This window comes from Acidovorax sp. A79, assembly GCF_041154505.1.
Lineage (GTDB): Bacteria > Pseudomonadota > Gammaproteobacteria > Burkholderiales > Burkholderiaceae_C > Acidovorax.
In genome coordinates, this window is the sequence record NZ_AP028672.1 from 3540048 (window position 1) to 3559192 (window position 19145).

General features: G+C 68.7%; 14 protein-coding genes. 8 read left to right on the top strand and 6 right to left on the bottom strand.

Annotation, left to right across the window (positions count from 1 at the left end; genetic code table 11):
- Positions 1 to 104 precede the first annotated feature (104 nt).
- Positions 105 to 1163 carry a DMT family transporter gene (locus ACAM51_RS16265; protein WP_369641189.1) on the top strand — a complete coding sequence of 353 codons (1059 nt, stop codon included), beginning with the start codon at positions 105 to 107 and terminating at the stop codon, positions 1161 to 1163.
- Positions 1164 to 1301: 138 nt separating this feature from the next.
- Here ACAM51_RS16265 and ACAM51_RS16270 read toward each other — a convergent pair whose 3' ends face one another.
- From ACAM51_RS16270 to ACAM51_RS16280, 3 genes are read right to left on the bottom strand one after another with little or no spacing between them, the layout of a single operon-like run.
- Positions 1302 to 2021, bottom strand: coding sequence for a glutamine amidotransferase (locus ACAM51_RS16270; RefSeq protein ID WP_369641190.1), 720 nt, complete (start codon positions 2019 to 2021; stop codon positions 1302 to 1304).
- Positions 2018 to 2833, bottom strand: coding sequence for a YggS family pyridoxal phosphate-dependent enzyme (locus ACAM51_RS16275; protein WP_369641191.1), 816 nt, complete (start codon positions 2831 to 2833; stop codon positions 2018 to 2020). Before ACAM51_RS16275 ends, ACAM51_RS16270 begins: the two co-directional genes overlap by 4 nt.
- Complete coding sequence (locus tag ACAM51_RS16280) at positions 2826 to 4091, bottom strand: benzoate/H(+) symporter BenE family transporter (protein WP_369641192.1); 1266 nt, start codon at positions 4089 to 4091, stop codon at positions 2826 to 2828. The genes ACAM51_RS16275 and ACAM51_RS16280 overlap by 8 nt, the downstream gene beginning before the upstream one ends.
- A 110-nt stretch (positions 4092 to 4201) precedes the next feature.
- On the opposite strand from ACAM51_RS16280, the gene ACAM51_RS16285 reads away from it, so the two are divergent.
- Positions 4202 to 5686 (top strand): PLP-dependent aminotransferase family protein, encoded by a 1485-nt coding sequence (locus ACAM51_RS16285; RefSeq protein ID WP_369641193.1) that lies wholly within the window; start codon positions 4202 to 4204, stop codon positions 5684 to 5686.
- Positions 5687 to 5841: 155 nt separating this feature from the next.
- Here ACAM51_RS16285 and ACAM51_RS16290 read toward each other — a convergent pair whose 3' ends face one another.
- Positions 5842 to 6051: a hypothetical protein gene (locus tag ACAM51_RS16290; RefSeq protein ID WP_369641194.1), complete on the bottom strand. Its 210-nt coding sequence runs from the start codon at positions 6049 to 6051 to the stop codon at positions 5842 to 5844.
- A 494-nt stretch (positions 6052 to 6545) separates the two neighbouring features.
- Between ACAM51_RS16290 and pgaA the strand changes: the two genes are divergently transcribed.
- From pgaA to ACAM51_RS16320, 6 genes are read left to right on the top strand one after another with little or no spacing between them, the layout of a single operon-like run.
- A complete protein-coding gene (gene pgaA, locus ACAM51_RS16295; protein WP_369641195.1) occupies positions 6546 to 8981 on the top strand; it encodes a poly-beta-1,6 N-acetyl-D-glucosamine export porin PgaA in 2436 nt (811 codons plus the stop codon).
- Positions 8981 to 11077 carry a poly-beta-1,6-N-acetyl-D-glucosamine N-deacetylase PgaB gene (gene pgaB / locus ACAM51_RS16300; RefSeq protein WP_369641196.1) on the top strand — a complete coding sequence of 699 codons (2097 nt, stop codon included), beginning with the start codon at positions 8981 to 8983 and terminating at the stop codon, positions 11075 to 11077. Before pgaA ends, pgaB begins: the two co-directional genes overlap by 1 nt.
- Positions 11074 to 12351, top strand: a complete 1278-nt coding sequence (pgaC, locus tag ACAM51_RS16305) for a poly-beta-1,6-N-acetyl-D-glucosamine synthase (protein ID WP_369641197.1) — start codon at positions 11074 to 11076, stop codon at positions 12349 to 12351. Before pgaB ends, pgaC begins: the two co-directional genes overlap by 4 nt.
- The gene (gene pgaD / locus ACAM51_RS16310; RefSeq protein WP_369641198.1) at positions 12341 to 12922 is read left to right on the top strand and encodes a poly-beta-1,6-N-acetyl-D-glucosamine biosynthesis protein PgaD; all 582 of its coding nucleotides are present in this window, start codon (positions 12341 to 12343) and stop codon (positions 12920 to 12922) included. The genes pgaC and pgaD overlap by 11 nt, the downstream gene beginning before the upstream one ends.
- Positions 12923 to 12972: 50 nt before the next feature.
- Complete coding sequence (locus ACAM51_RS16315) at positions 12973 to 14877, top strand: ATP-binding protein (protein WP_369641199.1); 1905 nt, start codon at positions 12973 to 12975, stop codon at positions 14875 to 14877.
- A complete protein-coding gene (locus ACAM51_RS16320) occupies positions 14877 to 16232 on the top strand; it encodes a sigma-54-dependent transcriptional regulator (RefSeq protein WP_369641200.1) in 1356 nt (451 codons plus the stop codon). The genes ACAM51_RS16315 and ACAM51_RS16320 overlap by 1 nt, the downstream gene beginning before the upstream one ends.
- Before the next feature lie 174 nt (positions 16233 to 16406).
- On the opposite strand, the gene ACAM51_RS16325 is transcribed toward ACAM51_RS16320, so the two are convergent.
- Together ACAM51_RS16325 and ACAM51_RS16330 are read right to left on the bottom strand one after the other, a co-directional pair.
- Positions 16407 to 18374, bottom strand: a complete 1968-nt coding sequence (locus tag ACAM51_RS16325; RefSeq protein WP_369641201.1) for a sensor histidine kinase — start codon at positions 18372 to 18374, stop codon at positions 16407 to 16409.
- A complete protein-coding gene (locus tag ACAM51_RS16330; protein ID WP_218297342.1) occupies positions 18364 to 19110 on the bottom strand; it encodes a response regulator transcription factor in 747 nt (248 codons plus the stop codon). The genes ACAM51_RS16325 and ACAM51_RS16330 overlap by 11 nt, the downstream gene beginning before the upstream one ends.
- Positions 19111 to 19145 lie beyond the last annotated feature (35 nt).

Below are 19145 nucleotides of genomic sequence, written 5' to 3' on the forward strand. Positions count from 1 at the left end.
GCGAACAGCGCCCTGGCCGGAGCCTTTTTTGGAGGCGGGAAAGAAAGAAGAATGCCAGCAGGGCGGGGGCGCCGATCGGGCCGATGGGCAAGAATGGAGCGCTGATGAAAGATCCGACCCACACCCTTCCCGCCCTGCGGGGCGGCCTGCTTGCGTTGCTGGCGGCCGTCCTGTTTGGCATCAGCACGCCGCTGGTGCAGAAACTCGGCCTGGGCGTTGGCCCGTTCACCACGGCGGCGCTGCTCTATGCAGGCGCTGCCTTCATCGGCGCACTGCTGCGCCAGCCCGCCGAGCGGGAGGCGCGCCTGCGGCGTTCAGACTTTCCGCGCCTGCTGGCGATGGCCTTGCTGGGCGCCAGCATCGGCCCCGTGGCCCTGGCCTGGGGTCTGCAGCGCACGAGCGGCACCGGCGCGTCGCTGATGCTGACCCTGGAGGCGCTGTTCACGGCCTTGCTGGCATGGCGCCTCTACGGCGAAACCATGGACCGCAGAGTGGGACTGGCCGTGGCACTGCTGCTGGCCGGCGGGATCGCCCTCGTGCTGGACCAGGGGCAGAGCGGAAACAGCAGCCAGTTCTGGGGACTGATGGCCGTTGTGGGCGCCACGGCAGCCTGGGGCCTGGACAACACGCTGTCACGTGCGCTGGCGGAGCGTGACCCGGGGCAGGTCGTGGTGGCGAAGGCCGTGCTGGGCGTCACCGCCACGCTGGCGCTGGCCTGGCTGACGGACGAGCCCGCTCCCGCGGCGGGGCCCGCCCTGGGGCTTCTGGCCGTGGGTGCAAGCGGCTATGGCCTGAGCCTGCATTTCTACCTGCTCGCACAGCGCGCGCTCGGGGCGGCACGCACGGGATCGGTATTTGCCTTTGCCCCGTTCATGGGCGCGGCGCTGGCGCTCATGCTGGGGGATCGCCCCGGGGGGTGGGGCATGCCGCCGGGGGGCGTGCTGATGCTGCTGGGGGTGGCCGTTCATTTGATGGAGTCGCATCACCACGAGCATGCGCACGAGTTCCTGGAACATGAGCACGCCCACACCCATGACGACGGTCACCATGGGCACGCCCATGAGCCCATGCCCGCGGGGCCGCACAGCCATGTGCACGTCCACGGTCCGGTGCGGCACCGCCACGCCCACGTGCCGGATGCCCATCATTCGCACAGGCACTGAGGGGCCCCGCAGCCCTCAGCGCATGCGACGGCGGCGTGCGTCCCGGGCCAGAAATGGGGCTATCCATTTCTGGCCCGGGGTCGGTCCAGGCCGGGCCGGTTCATGGCGGTCGAGATGCCGTGGAATGCCGGGTTTTTCTCACGGAGTCTCCTCCTGAAGGCCTGGCTCGATACCGTCCAGCCAGGCGGTGAAAGCCGCCCGTGCCGCCAGCGGCAAACCGGGTTGCAAGGCTTGCGCTTCGGCGCGCAATGCGCGCGGATCGATGCCCGCCTGCGCGAGTTCGCAGGCATGGCCGACCAGCCATCGCTCGATCTGGCGGGGGTCGGCTTCCAGATGACATTGCAGCGCCAGCACGTGGCGTCCCATGCGGAAGGCCTGGTTGGCGCAGGTGGGTGTACCCGCCAGTCGCGTTGCCCCCTCGGGAATGTCGAAGCGGTCGCCATGCCAGTGCAGCACGGGCATGTGGGCCAGCGCCGCCAGCGGCGATGCCTCGCCTTCCGGGGTCAGCACCAGGGGCGCAAAGCCGATTTCCTTGATGCCCATGCTGGCAACACCCGCACCCAGGGCGCGGGCAATCAGCTGCGCGCCCAGGCAGATGCCCAGCAGCGGTCGCCGGCTTTGCAGCCGCTGACGTATCACCGCCAGCTCGTCGTGGATGAAGGGGTAGATGTGGTCATCGAAAGCGCCGATGGGGCCGCCCAGCACCACCAGCAGATCCGCCGCGGTCGTGTCCACGGCGTGCAGATCATCCGTGGTGGCGTCCAGATAGCGCACGGCATAGCCACGCGCCGCCAGCAGCGGCTCGAGCGTGCCCAGGTCTTCAAAATGCAGATGGCGCAGGGCAATGGCGGTTTTCATGGGCGTGGCTCCTGGGTGCTGGGCTCGCCGGGCCAGTAGTGGCTGTCGGGCAGGGGGCGGGCGCCAAAGATGGCCTGGCCGACACGCACCACCGTGGCGCCTTCCTCGATGGCGATCTCGAAATCGCCGGACATGCCCATGGACAGCTCCTCCAAGGCGATGCTGGCGGGCGCACTCTGGCGCAACTGGTCGCGCAAAGTGCGCAGCAGAATGAAGCACTGGCGCACCCGCTCGGCATCGGAAGAAAACAGCGCGAGCGTCATCAGCCCGCGCACGCGCAGTGCCGGGAAAGCGGGCAGGGCGCGCAGGAACGCCGGAACGTCCTCGGGCGTCAGGCCGTACTTGCTGGCCTCGCCGGAGGTGTTGACCTGCACGAACACATCCAGCGCGCGGCCCTCGGCCTGCAGACGGCGCTCCAGCGCCTCGGCTACGCGCAGACTGTCCAAAGCCTGGAACTCACTGGCGAAGCGCGCCACCAGCCTGGCCTTGTTGGTCTGCAGATGGCCGATGACCGACCAGTGCAGATCGGCCAGGTCCTGCATGGCTTCCCATTTGCCGAAGGCTTCCTGCACCTTGTTTTCACCCAGCAGGCGGCAACCCGCCGCGTAGGCCAGGCGCAGGCTGGACTCGGGCTTGGTCTTGCTCACCGGCAGCAGGCGCACCCCGGCCGGGTCGCGCCCCGCGCGGCGGCAGGCGGCATCCATGCGGGCGCGCACCACCGCCAAGTTGCGCCGCAAGTCATCGACGGAAGCTGCCTGCGGATAGCGGCCATGCTGGCCGTGGCGGGTCTGGGTGTCCGGTGGCTCAAGCATTGGCCTGGTTCCTTTCCCTCTTGACGATCGCGGGCTCTGCGGCCAGTGCCGCGGTGGCGGGGCGCCCGCGGCGCGGTAGCGTGCCATTGAGCACGGCGTGGGCCGCCAGGCCCACCACCAGGCCCCAGAACGCACCACCGATGCCCAACAGCGTGATGTTGGCCGCCGCAGCCAGGAAGGTGATCAGCGACGCTTCGCGCGTCTTCACGTCGGCCAGGGCAGTGGCCAAGCTGCCGCCGATGGTGCCCAGCAGCGCCAGGCCCGCCAGCGTCGTGATGAAGGTCGCCGGGAGGGCCATGAAGACGGCGGCCAGTGTGACCCCGAACACGCCTACGAGGATGTAGCTCACGCCTGCGGCGATGCCTGCAATCCAGCGCTTGGACGGATCTTCGTGCGCCTCCCGGCCCGTGGCGATGGCGGCCGTGATGGCGGCCACGTTGAAGGCATGCGAACCGAACGGCGCCATCAGCAGCGAGCCGAGCCCGGTCAGCGCCACGATGGGATTGGCGCTGGTCTTGAACCCGTCATTGCGCAGCACCAGCATGCCGGGCATGTACTGGCCGGTCAGCGTGATGAGAAACAGCGGCAAGGCCACGCTCAGCAACGCGTTGAGCGAGAACGCCGGCATGGTGAAGACCGGGGCGGCGAGCCTCAACGACAGTCCCGACAGGTCCACCCGGTCCTGCATGAGCAGAAAGAGCAGGCCCAGCGCCAGGATGCCCACGACGGCATAGCGTGCACTGAGCCGCTTGAGCACCAAGTAGGTCGCGATCAGCAAGCCAGCCAGTACCGGATCGATGCCCATGCCGCCGAAAGCCTGGATGCCGAACTGCAGCAGGATGCCCGCGAGCAAGCCTGCGGCCACGCCCGGAGGAATCAGCCGGATCAAGCGGTCGAACCAGCCTGACAGCCCCAGCGCCACAAAGGCCGCGGCAGAGATCAGGTACGCGCCCACCGCTTCGGCATAGGGCGTGGTCGCCAGCGCCGTCACCAGGAACGCTGCAGCCGGCGTGGACCACGCGGTAATGATCGGCTCGCGCGTCCGCCAGCTCAGCACCAGCCCCGTGACACCCACGCCAATCGAGATCGACCACACCCACGATGCCGTCAGCTCCGGGCTCAGGCCTGCCACCCTGGCCGCCTGGAACACGAGAATGAAGGTACCGCCGTAGTTGACGATGACGGAAATGAGGCCCGCAACAATGGGATGGGCGAGATCGGACCAGCGGGAAGAGGAGGCGGGCGGTGGGGACGGCATGTGGGATCGGGGCTCCTGAAAGTGGCGCCATGGAGCGGGCCATGGTGCTGATTTATAGACTTGAAATGGCATACTGTGCCCAGCCAATTTTTCAATGAGATACCGGCCAATTGTTCAAGCATGCGCAACTTGAATCCGTGAAAGCCTGGGTGCTCGATCCAGCGCATGGCGCTTTGCCCCTGCACGCGCGCATTCAGCGCGCCATCCGGCAACTCATCCTCGACGGTGCGCTGGAGGTGGGGGCACCGCTGCCTGCGTCGCGCGCACTGGCAAAGTCGCTGGGCCTGTCTCGCGACACGGTGGAGGCGGCATACAGCCAGCTGCATGCCGACGGGTTTATCGAACGGCGCGTGGGCAGCGGCAGCTTCGTTTCGGAGAGGGCTCAGCGTTTGCGGGGGCGGGGCACGGGGCGGCGCCCTGCGGCACGGCGGGAACCTCTGCGGTTGAGCCAGCGCGGATCGGCCATGTTCCGCGGCGGTGGGGTGCGGGACTTTCTGGCTCCCCGCCCGTTCGCTCCCGGCGTGCCGGAAACGCGCGGCTTCCCGCTGGCCACCTGGGAGCGGCTGGAGCGGCAGGTGCTGAAGGACTGGGGCACCACGGCACTGCTGCACAGCCCACCGCAAGGGATGGAGCCGCTACGGCGTGCGATTGCGAACTACGTCAATCTCGAACGCGGCGCGCATGCCACGGCCGAGCGTGTGCTGGTGCTCACCAGCTCCCAGCAGGCCCTGACCCTGTGCGCTACCGTGCTGCTGGACGCTGGCGACCGCATCTTCGTTGAAGACCCCGTGTACCACGGCGCGCGCAAGGCGTTCGACGCCGCGGGGCTGGAATGTGTGCCCGTGCCGCTGGATGGGGAGGGAATGCGGGTGGAGCCTCTGCGCAAGGCGCGGCAACCGGGCAAGGCGGTGTTTCTCACGCCTTCGCATCAATTTCCGACCGGAGCGACCCTGGCGCTGGACCGGCGGCTGGACATCATCGAATGGGCCCGGCAGCACCAGGCCTGGATCATCGAGGATGACTACGACAGCGAGTTCCATTACGCGGGCAAGCCCACGGCCTGCGTGCAGGGCCTGGACCCGAACCAGCGAACGATCTACATCGGCACATTCACGAAGTCGATGTTTCCGGGCTTGCGCATTGCCTTCATGGTGCTGCCGCCCGAACTCGTGGCTCCGATGACCGCCGCACGCACCCTGCTGGATGGCCACAGCGCGCCGATTCCGCAACTGACCCTGGCGCGCTTCATGGAGGGTGGCCATTTCGGGGCCCACGTGCGGACCATGCGTGCCGTCTATTGTGAGCGGCGCGATGCCCTGGAACTGCTCGTGCGCAGGCACCTGGCGGACTTCGTCGAGCCTGAAGTGCCGGACGGCGGCATGCAAATGCCCTGCCGGTTCATTCGCGACATTCCCGAGCTGGAAGCCATGGGCGCAGCGCAGCGTGCCGGTATCGATCTGCTGGGACTGACGCCATTGCATGCAGCGGGCACGAGCCGGGCCGGATTCCTCATGGGATTTGCCGCGTATGCGCCGAAGGAACTGGAGACCGCTGTGAAGAAGCTCGCGCAGGTGTTGCGCACGCTGGATCGTTGAAGGCGGCCGCCCAGTCCGTGGCTGGGAAGGTTTCGGATCCGTCGAGGTTGCTGCCGAAGCCCCATGGCCATTCTGTGGATGCGCAGCGCGGCCATCCACCCGCAGCGACACCCCCCAGCCGCAAGGCGCCCAGCGTATGGGGGCGGTCTGTCGGCTCATTGGCCACCGGCACGGGCCGGACAAGCCCGGGGTTGTCTTTCCTTCAGGCACATGCCGCGTCCGGGGTGAACGCGGGCGCAGGGCATCACCGCGCGGCATGTGCGGATTTCCAGCCTCTCCGGTTTTTTGGGATGGATTTTCATCCAGGAATGCGGGAAAGGTGCCGCCATGGAAATGGAAATCTCTTTGAAATCAATGACTTCCAAGGATGGCGCCGTGTGGCACATGCGTTGCTAGATGGACATTCGTTGATCGGTTCATCGATTGCAGAAATGGATGTCGTGTGAACCATCTTCTCGCGTGATTTCAAGCCGCCATGAACAAGGCGGCTTCGTCCAACACAGGTTCAGGAACCCCCATCTCCATGCTGTCACACCCCAAGCCGCACGCCCCTCCACCCTGCCTCCACCCGTCTTGCCAGGCAGTCATCGGCGATGACGGCGAGCGCCTGGGGCGTGCATGGGCGCCGCGCACTGCTGCCAAATTCCATCGATAGCCGGATTGCCGAGTGCCAGTCCTCCAACAAGACGGCGGATCGTTTGCCGCGGAACGGCCATCCGGGGCTGTCGGGGCAGTTCCGCTGCGGCATCGAAGGTGGTCGAAGGCTTTCCCTCCCATCGCCTGCGCATTGATGCTGGGTGCCTCGGTGGCATTCGCGAACCCGGCGGACTCCACCCCAGCTGCCACGGACCGCAGTTCCATGGCCTATGACCCGCAGCGGCATGATGCCTTGATCCTGGCGCACCGCGGGGGGCATGTCCCCCCGGCCCAAGCGCTGCAGCAGTTGAAGGACTGGCTCGACGTGCCATTGAGCGACAGCGTGCGCCAGCGTCTGGTCTCCGACGCCGTCGTGATGGCGACCGCCGGTGGTCAGTTCGCCGAAGCCGTGACATTGGGACGCCAGCAAACCCCGGCGGGGTTGAGCGACTACGCGCTGGAGACGCTCGCCGTGGCCGCGCGGCGCGTGCAGGACACCGCGTTGCAAGGCGACACCATCAGCATCTGGCGCGCGCGGCAGCCGCAGGCGCTCGGACCCCGCATCCACGAAGCTTTCTGGCGCCTCGACAGCGGAGATGTCGTGGGCGCGAAAACAATCAGCGAGGCGCTCATGCGGAAAGCGGCAGAGCACATCGAAGTCCGTGTCGCGCTGCTGGAGTTGCGCGCTGCCGTGGCCCGCGCCGAAGACCAGCCACTGATCGCGATGGCCGCCTACGCCGAGGCCGGTGCGCTGCGCCCCGAGCGCCTGGACATTCGCCGCGAGGCCGACTTTCTGCTCGCCGACAACGGCGCGGCGCCTACCGCCTTCGACGACGCCGAAGCGGCCGCAGGGAAAAACCCCGGCGCCTTTTCCGCGCTGGCGCTGTCCATGCTGCAGCAGAAGGCACTGGCCCAGCGGCTGCGCTGGGCCCTCCAGGAGCGCGACCAACGCCGGGGCGTGGCGCGCGTGGTCGCACTCGACAAGGTGCTGGCCGGCCAGGAGGCCGCCCTGGTCCGGCTCGAAGCCGCGGCGCAGCAGGCCCACGGCGCGGACGCCGAGGCCTGGCGCGTGCTGCGCAGGAATCTTGAGTCCGATCGGCTGCTCGCGCTGGTGGAGCGCGGCCGTCCCGGGGACGCCGTCGCGCTCTACGAAACCCTGAGCTTGGCGGGCATCGACCTGCCGTTCCACGGACTCGCCGCGGCGGCCCGCGCTTTCGCGCAGGAGCGCCGTTCGGCCGAGGCCGTGCCCCTGTATGAGGCCGCCATCGCGAAGGGCGGGGCGGACGTGCCGATGCCGGGCGAAATCCACTTCGGCCTGGTCTATGCCTATCTGGACACCGGCCGCTTCGAACAGGCTGAAGCCCTGCTCAAGCGGCTCGAGGAGAGCACGCCGGCGCTCACGCGCCTGGCACCCGAACCTGGCCGGCCCAACAGCCAATACACCGAGGTGATTGGCATGCGTGCGCTGATGCAGCTTTACACCGACCGGCTCGCGCTTGCTCAGCAGAGCTTCACGGCGCTGACGCTGGACGCGCCGCTCAACGCGGGCTATGCCCTTGGCGCCAGTCTCACCGAGCGCTTGCGCGAACGCCCCGAGGCCGGGCTCGCGCGCCTTGAGGCGCAGATGGCGGACCATCCCGACGACATCGGCATGCGCGTCGGCCATGTCGAGGCGCTGCTCGGTGCGGGCTGGTTCGGCGAAGCCCGCCAGCGCGCCGCATCGCTGGTGGCCGATGTTCCCGACAGCCTGCAGGTGCGCGACATGGAACGCAAGCGCGATACCCTCACCGGTGCGCGGCTTGAGGTCGACGCCGCGGCGTCGCGTGGTGGCGCCGTGATCGCCAGCAGCGAGTGGCGCATCGACAGCCGGCTGAGTTCGGGACTCATCGCAGACCAGTGGCGCGTGTTCTACGACCAGTCGCTCGCCCAGGGCAGCACCGAGGCCGGCAACGCCAAAAGGGTCCGTGGTGGCCTCGGCCTGCGCTGGCAGCGCGGTCCCTGGGTGGCCGAAGGTGCTCTGCAGCATGCCGCTGCCGGCCCCTACCGCAACGGGATGGCCGGTCGCGTCGATTACCGCGCCAGCGATGCCTGGCGGCTGTGGGCTGCCTACGATGGCGACAGCAAGGAACTGCCCTGGAAAGCGCGGGTGGCTGGCACAGGCGCGCGCGAGATGGCGGGCGGCGTGGGCCATGTGGTGAACGAGGCGCGCCGCTTCAACCTGCAGTGGCAGCGCCTGGATTTCAGCGACGGCAATGTGCGCAGCGGCCTGGGCCTGGGCTGGACCGAGCGCTGGGTCAGCACGCCGCGCGTCCAGGCCGAGACCCGGCTCGAGGCCGGCACGGGCCGTGGCCGCGTGCTGGACACGCCGTACTTCAACCCGCCGCGCGATGCCAGCGTGCGGCTTGCGGCGCGGGCCCAATGGCTCACGTGGAAGAGCGACGACCGGCAGTTCTTCCAGGCCATCGAGGTCGGTGGCGGCAACTATCACCAGCGCGGCTTCGGCAGCGGCCCGATGTGGAGCCTGCGCTATGAACACAGCTGGAGCCTGGGCCAGCGGCTCACGCTGCGCTACGGCCTGGGCATCGCCAGCCATCCCTACGACGGCGTGCGCGAACGACAGCGCAGCGTCTTTCTGAACTTCTCGATGCCCCTGCAGTGATGTTCGCAAAGAACACCTTCCCCTTCCTGCGGGCCGCCATGCCATGGCTGCTGATCGGGCTTGCGCTGTGCGCGCTGTCCCGGCTTGCGCCCGCCCAACCGCTGCCGCCGGCTGACCCCGACGATGGCGTGAGCTTTCGCGTGATCTCGTTCCATGACGTGCGCACCGGCGTGCGCGCCAGTTTCGAGAGCTCGCCCGATGCCACCGCCATTGACGACCGCACGCTCGTGGAGGTGTTCGCCTGGCTGCAGTACAGCGGCTACCACCCGGTGAGCCTGCAGCAGATCATCGACGCGCGTGCGGGCGGCCGGCCCCTGCCCGTCCGGCCCGTGCTGTTGACCTTCGACGACGGCTACCGCAGCGCCTACACCAAGGTGTTTCCGCTGCTCAAGCGCTACGGGTACCCGGCGCTGTTCGCGCTGGTGACGAGCTGGCTCGAGGTGCCCGAAGGCCAGCCGGTGCACTGGGGCGACAAGCCGGCGCCGCGCGAGAACTTCCTGCTCTGGCGCGAGGCCGCCGAAATGGCGCGCTCGGGCCTGGCCGAGTTCGCCAGCCACAGCGATGCCATGCACATGGGCATCCAGGCCAACCCGCAGGGGAACATGCTGGCGGCCGCCGCCACGCATCGCTACGATCCCGGGACCGGCCGCTACGAAGAAGATGCCGCCTACCTGCACCGCATCGAGACCGACCTGCGCCGCAGCCGGGAGATCATCGAGGCGCGCACCGGCGCCAGGGTCCGCGCCACCGTCTGGCCTTATGGCGCCTACAACGCGATGGCGCTGCGGGCCTCCGAGCGCGCGGGCATGCCGATCACCTTCACGCTGGACGATGGCCCCAATACGGCCGCCGTGCCGCTCGCACGCATCCGCCGCGCGCTGGCCGTCTACGACAATGCGGCGCCCGAATACGCCCAGCTCCTGCGCAGCCCTGCGGGCGGCGAGACGCGGCCTGTCAACCGCGTGATGCACGTGGACCTTGACTATGTGTACGACCCCGATCCGGGACAGCAGGAGCGCAACCTTTCGGCACTGATCGAGCGTGTGGCCGCCGTGCGGCCGCGCTCGGTGTTCCTGCAGGCCTACGCCGACCCCGATGGCGACGGCGTGGCCGATGCCATGTACTTCCCGAACCGCCATCTGCCCGTGCGCGCCGACCTGTTCGGCCGCGCTGCCTGGCAGCTGCGCAGCCGCGTCGGCGTGAAGGTCTATGCCTGGATGCCGGTGATGGCCTACCGTCTGCCGGCTTCGCATCCGCTGTCTGCCCATACGGTGATGACGCGGGGCGGCAAGGCGCCGGCCGACCGCTATCACCGGCTCACGCCCTTCCATCCGGCGGTGCGCACGCTGATCGGCGACATCTATGAAGACCTGGGCCGCTACACCTTCTTCGATGGCCTGCTGTTCCACGACGACGCAATGCTGGCCGACGACGAGGACGCCTCTCCCGACGCGCTGTCCGCCTACGCCCGCTGGGGCCTGCCGCCCGACGTGGGCGCCATCCACTCCGATCCGGCGCTGCGGTCCCGCTGGACCACCGCCAAGACCCGCCACCTCATCGAGTTCACCCAGGAGCTCCTGGGCCGGGTGGGCGCCTGGCGGCCGACGCTGGAAACCGCGCGCAACCTGTACGCCCGGCCCGTGCTCGAACCCGAGGCGGAGCAATGGTTCGCGCAAAACTACGAAGCATCGCTCGCGGCCTACGACTATGTTGCGCTGATGGCCATGCCGCGCATGGAGCGCGAGAGCGATGCCCAGGGCTGGCTTGCCCGGCTGGCGCGCCGCGCAGCCGACACCCCCCGTGGCCTGGACGGCACCGTGTTCGAATTGCAGGCCCGCGACTGGCATACCGGAAAGCCCGTGCCCAACGACGAGCTCACGCGCCAGTGGGCGCAGCTGCAGCGCGCAGGCGTGCGGCACCTGGGCTACTACCCGGATGACTTTCTTGGCAACCATCCCTCGCTCGACACGGTGCGCCGCGCGATCTCGGTGCGCAAGCTGCTGCCGCGCGCGCTGCGCTCGCCGGCGGGTGCCGCGGCGACGGTCCCTCCACAGACGGGGCCTGCGGTCCCTGCGCAGGCCGGGGAATCCCGATGACCTCCGGCCCGTGGCTCGTCCAGGCGCTGCCCTCGCTGCTCTTCGGTTTCGTTTTCTACTACCCGTTCTTCATGGCGTGGGTGTGGATGGCCGGCGGCCTTTCGCACGCGTGGGCGTTCGAACGCAAGGACGACGTAGAGACCGACCCTTTGCTGGCATTGCCCTCGCGGCCGTTCGTCACGGTGGTGGTCCCTTGTTTCAATGAGGCGCCTCACCTGCGAGAAGTGATCGAGCAGCTGATGCGCACGCGCTACCCGAACTATGAAGTGATCGCCGTCAATGATGGCAGCACCGATGGAACTGGCGAGCTGCTCGACGCGATGACGCTGGAGTTCAGCCGCCTGCGCGTGATCCACAACGCCAGCAACCAGGGCAAGGCCGTCGGCCTCAACACCGCGAGCCAGCTCGCGCGCGGCGAGTACATTCTCGGCATCGACGGGGACGCGCTGGTGGACCCCAACGCCATCGCCTGGATGCTGCGGCGCATGCTGGTCTCGGACCGCATTGGCGCCGTCACGGGCAACCCGCGCATCCGTACGCGCACCACGCTGCTCGGGCGCATGCAGGTGGGAGAGTTCTCCTCGATCATCGGTCTCATCAAGCGCTCGCAGCAGCTTGTCGGCACGCTGTTCACGGTGTCCGGCGTGCTCGCCATGTTCCGCCGCCGCGCGGTACTCGAGGTGGGCTTCTGGAGCCCCGATGTGCTCACCGAAGACATCGACATCAGCTGGAAGTTGCAGCTCCTTGGCTGGCGGCTGCGGTTCGAGCCGCGCGCGCTGTGCTGGATTCTGATGCCGGAAACCCTGCGCGGCCTCTGGAAACAACGCCTGCGCTGGGCGGTGGGCGGTATCCAGACCATACTGCGCATCACGCCCTCCATCCTGCGTCTGCGCAGCTGGCGCCTGTGGCTCATCTATGGCGAATACATGGCGAGCGTGGTGTGGGCCTACGCGATGGCGATCGTGCTGCTGATCAGCGCGATGCGTCCGCTGCTGCCGCAGGAGTCGGTCTGGCACTCCACGCTTCTTCCGCACTGGCAAGGCACGCTGCTGGCCATGACCTGCATCCTGCAGATGCTGCTGAGCCTGTGGATCGACCGGCGCTACGACCGCGATCTCATGCGCTATTTCGCGGGAACGATTTGGTATCCGATCGCATTCTGGACCATCACGATGACCACCACCGTGGTCGCGCTTCCCAACGCTCTGATGCGCCGCCGCGGCAAGCGCGCTGTGTGGACGAGCCCCGACCGAGGAGTCTCCGATGTCTCATGAGCCTGACGACCATTCCCTGCCGCCCGCGCCGCACGCCGACGTGCGCCCACCGAGCCGGCGGCATTCCTGGGGGCAGCCAGTGGGCGAGGAGCCGATCATCGATGCCGCCCGGGTTTCGCTGCAGGCGTTCGGCGCGGGCCGGTCGCCGCGGCGCACGCTCGCCATATACCTCTGGCTGCGCGTGCTGCGCCCTGCGCTCACCCTTGCGATCTGGTTCTGTGCGGTCTGGTACGCTTGGCCCTATGTGCTCAATGCCCGCTCGCAGCCCGAAGTGCTACATCTGCTTGGCCTGTACGCGGCAGTGATCGCCGCGATCCTTGTATCGATGTTGGTGGTGGCACCGTGGCGCCGCCGCCAGCATGAACGCGAGGCGCCATCCACCCATGAGCCATCGTCGCTGTCCGCATTGGCCTCCTACATTGACGTGCCGCCCGCCCGCCTGTCGTCCTGGCAGCGCACGCGGCAGCTGCTGGTTCACCACGACCATGAAGGGCAGCTCAGGGATGCCACCGACACCACCCCCGGGGAGCTGGAGCCCGAGCCCCCTGCATCGCGCCGGGGACGGCGCTGATGGAAGAATGGGCCTGCGCCGTGCAGGCAGGTTGACCCCACGGATCGCCCATGACGACACCCCGCAATGCCTCTTCGCTGCGGGTCTTGCCTGCGGCGGATCCGCTGCGCGATGCATCCTCGGGCGATCTCTCGATACCCGCCCGGGCGGGCACGACGCTCCGCTGGCGGTGGCGCCACGTTGTCGTGCTGGCGGCATGCGCGCTGTGCGGCGCGGTCGCCTATGTGGCCACCTTCACTTTCTATCGGGAAGAACAGGCCCGGGGCGCCGCGAAACGCCTCGAGTTTGTCGTGCTCAGCCTGCAGGCGCTCGTCCATCGCAACGAAGCCCTGCCAGGCATCATCGGACTCAAGTCAACGCTTGGCTCGCTGCTGGACACGAACACGCTGGCGGCCCAGGCCGCCGCCAACGCGTATCTTGAAACGGTGGCGAAGGCCTCCGGCATTTCTGCCGTCTACCTGCTGGATGCCGGCGGGACGACGCTGGCTTCGAGCAACTGGAACCAGGTGCTGACCTTCGTTGGCGAGAACTACGCCTATCGGCCTTACTTCAAGGATGCGATGGCGGGCCGCACCGGGCGCTTCTACGGCATCGGATCCACCACCGGCGAAGCCGGCTACTTCCTGGCGGCCGGCGTGGTGGCGCCGGGCGGCGCCCGCGGTGTGATCGCGGTCAAGCTCTCGCTCGAAAAGTTCGAGGAAGCCATGCGGCAGAGCACCGACGTGGTGATCCTCACGGACCGCGAGGGCGTGGTCATTCTCAGCTCCGTTCCCGAGTGGCGGTACCGCACCGTCGCCGCGCTCGCACCGGCCGCGCGCGAGCGCATCCGGCAATCGCGGCAGTATGGGGACCTGCCACTGCTCGCGCTGCCCGGGCCGGGGCTGGATTTCACCCGGTCCCACGCAACGCTCGCGCTTGAAGGGGGCATCACGCACTACACCATGGCGACCCATGCGAGCGAAGATCTGGGTTGGCGTGCCGCACTTCTGGTGGACCAGGCACCCTCGCGCCGCGCCGCCGTCCTGGCCGCACTGGCCGCCACCTCCGTCGCCGCCTTCCTGGGGGCGCTCACCGTCGGCTTTCAGGAAGGCCGGTATCGCCGTGAGGAGATGCGCAAAGCCAAGCGCGCGCTGGTGGAAGCGAGTGCCCGGCTCGAGCAGCGCATCATCGAGCGCACGGCGGATATCAGCCAAGCCAATGCCTCGCTGGAACGCAAGATCGAAGAACTGCGCCGTACCGAGGCGATTCTTCATGAGACGCGGGACGGTGCGGTGCACGCGGGCAAGCTCGCCGTGCTCGGGCAGATGTCTGCGGGCATGGGCCACGAGCTCAGCCAGCCGCTCACCGCGCTGCGGACCCTGTCGGACAACGCGATCACGCTGCTTGACGGCGCGCGCCTGGAAGAGGTGCGCGAGAACCTTCACCTCATCAGCGAACTCACCGCCCGCATGGGGCGCATCATGGCGCTGCTCAAGGCCTTTGCCCGCGCCGACAGCACCAGCCTCGAACCCGTGGCCATGGACATGGCGATCCATCATGCGCTCATGCTCGTAGAGTCTCGGCGGTGCGAGGTGCGGGCGGATATCCTGGTCAGCTCAACGCTGGCGACCCGCCCGGTGCGGGCCGACGCCACCCGGCTCGAACAGGTGCTCGTGAACTTGATGCGCAACGCGCTCGACGCGGTCGAGTCCCGGGCGGAGCGCCTGGTGAGGGTGGCGGTCCGGCAAAAGGGGCGCCATGCCGTCATCTCCGTCAGCGACACGGGCGGCGGCATCGCGCCAGAGGCCATGCAACGGCTGTTCGAACCGTTCTACACCACCAAGCCCGCGGGCGCGGGGCTGGGTCTTGGGCTCGCCCTTTCGCAAAGCATCGTCGAGAGCTTCGGCGGGCGCATCGAAGCGCGCAACCTGGACCGGCAGGGCGCGCTCTTCACCATCACGCTGGAGGTCTATTGATGCCCGTGCCACCCATCCCTGCCGACGAAAGGCCGCGAGTTCTCCTCGTGGATGACGAGCCCGCCGTGCGGCGCGGCCTCGAGCAAGCCATGGTGCTTGCCGGCATCACCGTGAAGGCGGTCGGCAGCGCGGAGGCCGCGCTGGATGTTTTCGAGGACGTGCAGCCGTGGGCCGTCGTGAGCGACGTCAAGTTGCCCGGCATGGATGGCCTGGAGCTGCTCAACAGATTGCGCCAGCATGATCGTGAAGTCGCGATGGTTCTCATCACCGGGCACGGGCACGTCGCCATGGCGGTGCAGGCAATGCGCGAAGGCGCCTACGACTTCATAGAGAAGCCGTTTTCCTCGGAAACGCTGGTCGGCGTCGTGCGCCGGGCCGTCGAGCGGCGCGTGCTGCTGGAAGAAAACCGGCGCCTGCGCGAGCGCTTGCCTTGCGAAGAGGGGCGTCCGCTCATTGGCCAGACACCCGCCATGCAGCGTGTCCGCCAACTGGTTCGCGCACTGGCGGCGACCAACGTGGATGTCCTGATCGCCGGAGAGACGGGCGCGGGCAAGGAGGTCGTGGCACGGGCGATTCATGCCGCCAGCGGCCGCAGCGGTCCCTTTGTTGCGCTCAACTGCAGCGCCCTGCCAGAGAGCGTCATCGAGAGTGAAATCTTCGGCCACGAGGTGGGTGCCTTCACCGGCGCGGCCAAGCGGCGCGTGGGGCGCATCGAGTTCGCCAACAAAGGCACGCTGTTCCTCGATGAAATCGAGTCGATGCCGCTCTCCGTTCAACTGAAGCTGCTGCGGGTGCTGCAGGAGCGCGAGATCGAACGGCTGGGCAGCAATGTCTCCATACCCGTCGATTGCCGCGTGCTCGCCGCCGTCAAGGGGGACCTCAAGGCCATGACGGCGGCAGGCCGATTCCGCGAGGATTTGTTCTACCGGCTCAATGTGGTGACGATCGACGTCCCGCCATTGCGCGATCGCATGCCGGACATCCCGCTGCTCATGGCCCACTTCCTGCGCGAGTTCGCCCAACACCACGGCATGGCGCAACCGGAATGGAGCGATGACGACCTGCGCCGCTGGAAGGCCCACCGGTGGCCCGGCAATATCCGCGAGCTGCGCAACGTTGCCGAGAGGCTTTGCCTGGGCCTGCCCGACGGGCTTTCGCAAGCCGATCCGCCGCCGGTTTCTACGTCGCTCACCGCGCGCGTGGACGAAACAGAGGCCGCGCTGATACGTGAAGCGCTTCGCCAGGCACGGGGCCGCGTGGCCCAGGCCGCCGAGCAGCTCCATCTCCCCCGAAAGACGCTGTACGACAAGTTGCGCCGGCATGGCCTGGTGGCAAGAGACTTCCTGCGCGGCTAGGGTCCCGCTGCGCACGGAAGTCCCCATCGCACAGTCTTCTTCGCTCTATGGTGGCATTCCACGCCCTCTGGATCGCCACCGCTGTCGCTGCGGTGGATGCCTTGTGCTGGCGCCATCGGCCCTGAACCGGTGCCAACGATCCCGTGGCGGCTGGCTCGCGCGGAGGGCGGGGTGTCAGCCCTGCTTGTGCAGCGGCAGCCACAGCGTGAAGGTGGAACCTTGCGCCTGGGCGCCGTCACTGGTGCTCCAGGTGCAATGCGCGCCCAGCGCCAGCGCGCGGCTGTGCACGTTGGGCAGGCCCCGGCGGGCGGGCGCCAGCGCCTCGGACGCCGGGGGGCTGAATGGACGGCCGTTGTCCCGTATGCACACCTGCACGCCGCGCGTGCCATCGCCGCCGCCCTCTGGCGGGGGCCAGACGGCCTCGGCCGTGCTCAGCACGATCTCCGTCGCGCCACTGTGCTTGAGGATGTTGGTGAGGATCTCCTGCAGGATGCGCAGCACGTGCAGCGCGTTTTGCGCGTCCAGCCAGGGCAGCGGCGGCAGGTCGTCCACCTGCCAGTGCATGACCAGTCCCGCGCCCTCCAGCCGCAACCCGAGCCGATAGCGCAGGCCGGCCAGCAGTGCCAGCAGATCCGCATTCACGGGCTCCAGTGAGTCGATGGAGATCTTCAGGTCGTCGATGCACTCCCGCAGCACCTGCGCCACGTCCACGGGTGCCGCCGGCGCAGTCTCTACCAGCCGCAGTGCGCTCATCAGCGAGGAACCCACGCCGTCGTGCATCTCCCGCATCAGGCGCTGGCGCTCGTGCAGCAGCGTCTGCTCGCGCTCGGCGGCGCGCAGCAGCTCGTGTGTTTCGCGCAGCTGCAATTCCTGCGCGGCCAGGCGCTCGGCCTGCACGGCGTTGGCTTGCTCGGCGACTTCCAGCGCCCGGTGGTAGCGCGTGAAACCGACCAGCAGGAACATGGTGAACACGCCCATGTACACGTAGGGCGTGAGGTAGATGTGCTCGATGCTGATGCGGTAGCGCTGCATCGCCAGGTCGTGGACGGCCAGGGGGAACGAGAGCGCCACGGCCCCCGCCAGCAGCACGCTGGACCAGGAGCGTTCGCGCCACGCGCCCAGCGCCGCCACGCACAGCACCACCAGGGCCGGAGGAAACAGCGCCAGGCGCAACAGCGGCAGCATCGCCTCGTGCCGCAGGTCCCACAGTGGCAGGGCCGCCAGCGCCACCAAGCCGCAATAGGCGACCACGGCGCGCGCCAGCCGCGGATAGCCCCGGCCCAGCATCCGGCACAACAGGAAGAAGGAGCAGGCCGACGACCCCAGCGAGCCCACGAGCGTGAGCCAGGAGAACCATTCATCGGGCACGCCGAAGCCCTCGGCATCGACCAGGTAGAACAGCGTGGCCAGCAAGTGCCCCACCGACAGCAGGAAGAACAGCAGGTAGCCCGCCTCGCCCCGGCCGCGCCGCACCAGCCACACCGCCAGCGCGAACACACCCAGCACGAGGTAGGCACCGCGCAGGTAGGCCACCAGGTCGGTCTGCAGCAGGCTGCGCAGCCGCCACCCCGGCCAGAGCGCCTCGGCCGGCCCGGCCCACACGCTGGACAGCGCGCCGCCCACGCCGGGCAGGTTGGCCATGCGCACATGCACCTCCAGGGGAACGCCGGGCGCAGCATGGCCCGCCAGGTCCACCCACACCGGGCGGTTGAAGCTGTTCCAGACCCGGCTGCCGTGCGACTGCCAGACGAGGTGCCCATCGGCATACACCGCCACCGTGCCCACTGTCTGCCAGCGCGGGATGTACAGGCGCGTGCCCTGGGGCGTGGCGGCGAGCGCCTCGCCCGGCACCCGCAGGCGGTACCACCACACCTCGGGTGGCGCATCGGCCTGCGCGGCTGTCGAGACCGTGCTGCGTGCGCGGGCATGTGGCAGGTCCACCGTGCTCCACGGTATGGTGCTCGAAAGCACTGCATCGGGTGATTCGTGCAGCGAGGGCGGCGGCGCCCAGCCCCCGCTGGCGGGATTCCACGCCTGCGCCTGCACCAGGTGCGCGGGCAGCACGCCTGCCAGCGCCGCGCCCCCGGCGGCGGCACCGGCCAGCAAGAACCGCAGCGCCAGGCGCGCGAGATCAAGCCACATCGATCCACCCTTTGCGCGCCGCGGCGCTCACCGCTTCGGCCTGGGTCGTCACCTGCAGCTTGGCGTACACGCGCCGCACGAAGGTACGCACCGTGTGGCGCGACACGCCCATCGCCCGCGCCACCTCGTCCAGTGTGTAGCCGCGTGCCACCATGCGCAGCAACTCGGCCTCGCGCGCCGAAGGTGCCACCTCCGTGATCTCCGCCGCCGCCAACCCCGGCTCCAGGCCCGCTGACGGCTTGGCTGTCACGGGAGACTGCGCGCGGCGCAGCAGCAGCTTGCGCGCCACCATCGGATTGATGGGGCTGCCCCCCGCATGCAGGCTGCGCACTTCGTCCACGACGGCGCTGGGTGGCAGGTCCTTGAGCAGGTAGCCCATCGCACCGGCCTCGATGGCGCCCAGAACATGCGCCTCATCGCCAAAGATCGTGCTCACCATGGCCGCCGCCCCGGGCCAGCGCGCGCGCAGCACGGCCAGCACGTCGAGCCCGCTGCCATCGGGCAGCCCCAGGTCCAGCAGCAGCACGTCCAGCGGCGCATCGTCCGCCTGCAGCGCCGCCAGCGCTTCGGCGCGGCTGGCCGCCACCCACTGCAGATGCATGTCGGCCGCGCCTTGCAAGGCATGCGCCAGCGCGTTGCGGCAGACGAAGTCGTCCTCCACCACCGCCACGCGAATGGCAGGGGGCGCAGGCGCCGCATCCGGCGCCCAGGGAGTTGTGCGAGGAAGGGAAACCATGCGCCGATGCTGCCACAGGCCCAGGTCAAAAGCGC

What these genes read in the sequence shown, in the direction of transcription:
- ACAM51_RS16265 (WP_369641189.1), top strand. Translation starts at nt 105, where the DNA reads ATGAAAGATCCGACCCACACCCTTCCCGCCCTGCGGGGCGGCCTGCTT.
- ACAM51_RS16270 (WP_369641190.1), bottom strand. Translation starts at nt 2,021, where the DNA reads ATGAAAACCGCCATTGCCCTGCGCCATCTGCATTTTGAAGACCTGGGC.
- ACAM51_RS16275 (WP_369641191.1), bottom strand. Translation starts at nt 2,833, where the DNA reads ATGCTTGAGCCACCGGACACCCAGACCCGCCACGGCCAGCATGGCCGC.
- ACAM51_RS16280 (WP_369641192.1), bottom strand. Translation starts at nt 4,091, where the DNA reads ATGCCGTCCCCACCGCCCGCCTCCTCTTCCCGCTGGTCCGATCTCGCC.
- pgaA (WP_369641195.1), top strand. Translation starts at nt 6,546, where the DNA reads ATGGCCTATGACCCGCAGCGGCATGATGCCTTGATCCTGGCGCACCGC.
- pgaB (WP_369641196.1), top strand. Translation starts at nt 8,981, where the DNA reads ATGTTCGCAAAGAACACCTTCCCCTTCCTGCGGGCCGCCATGCCATGG.
- pgaC (WP_369641197.1), top strand. Translation starts at nt 11,074, where the DNA reads ATGACCTCCGGCCCGTGGCTCGTCCAGGCGCTGCCCTCGCTGCTCTTC.
- pgaD (WP_369641198.1), top strand. Translation starts at nt 12,341, where the DNA reads ATGTCTCATGAGCCTGACGACCATTCCCTGCCGCCCGCGCCGCACGCC.
- ACAM51_RS16315 (WP_369641199.1), top strand. Translation starts at nt 12,973, where the DNA reads ATGACGACACCCCGCAATGCCTCTTCGCTGCGGGTCTTGCCTGCGGCG.
- ACAM51_RS16320 (WP_369641200.1), top strand. Translation starts at nt 14,877, where the DNA reads ATGCCCGTGCCACCCATCCCTGCCGACGAAAGGCCGCGAGTTCTCCTC.
- ACAM51_RS16325 (WP_369641201.1), bottom strand. Translation starts at nt 18,374, where the DNA reads ATGTGGCTTGATCTCGCGCGCCTGGCGCTGCGGTTCTTGCTGGCCGGT.
- ACAM51_RS16330 (WP_218297342.1), bottom strand. Translation starts at nt 19,110, where the DNA reads ATGGTTTCCCTTCCTCGCACAACTCCCTGGGCGCCGGATGCGGCGCCT.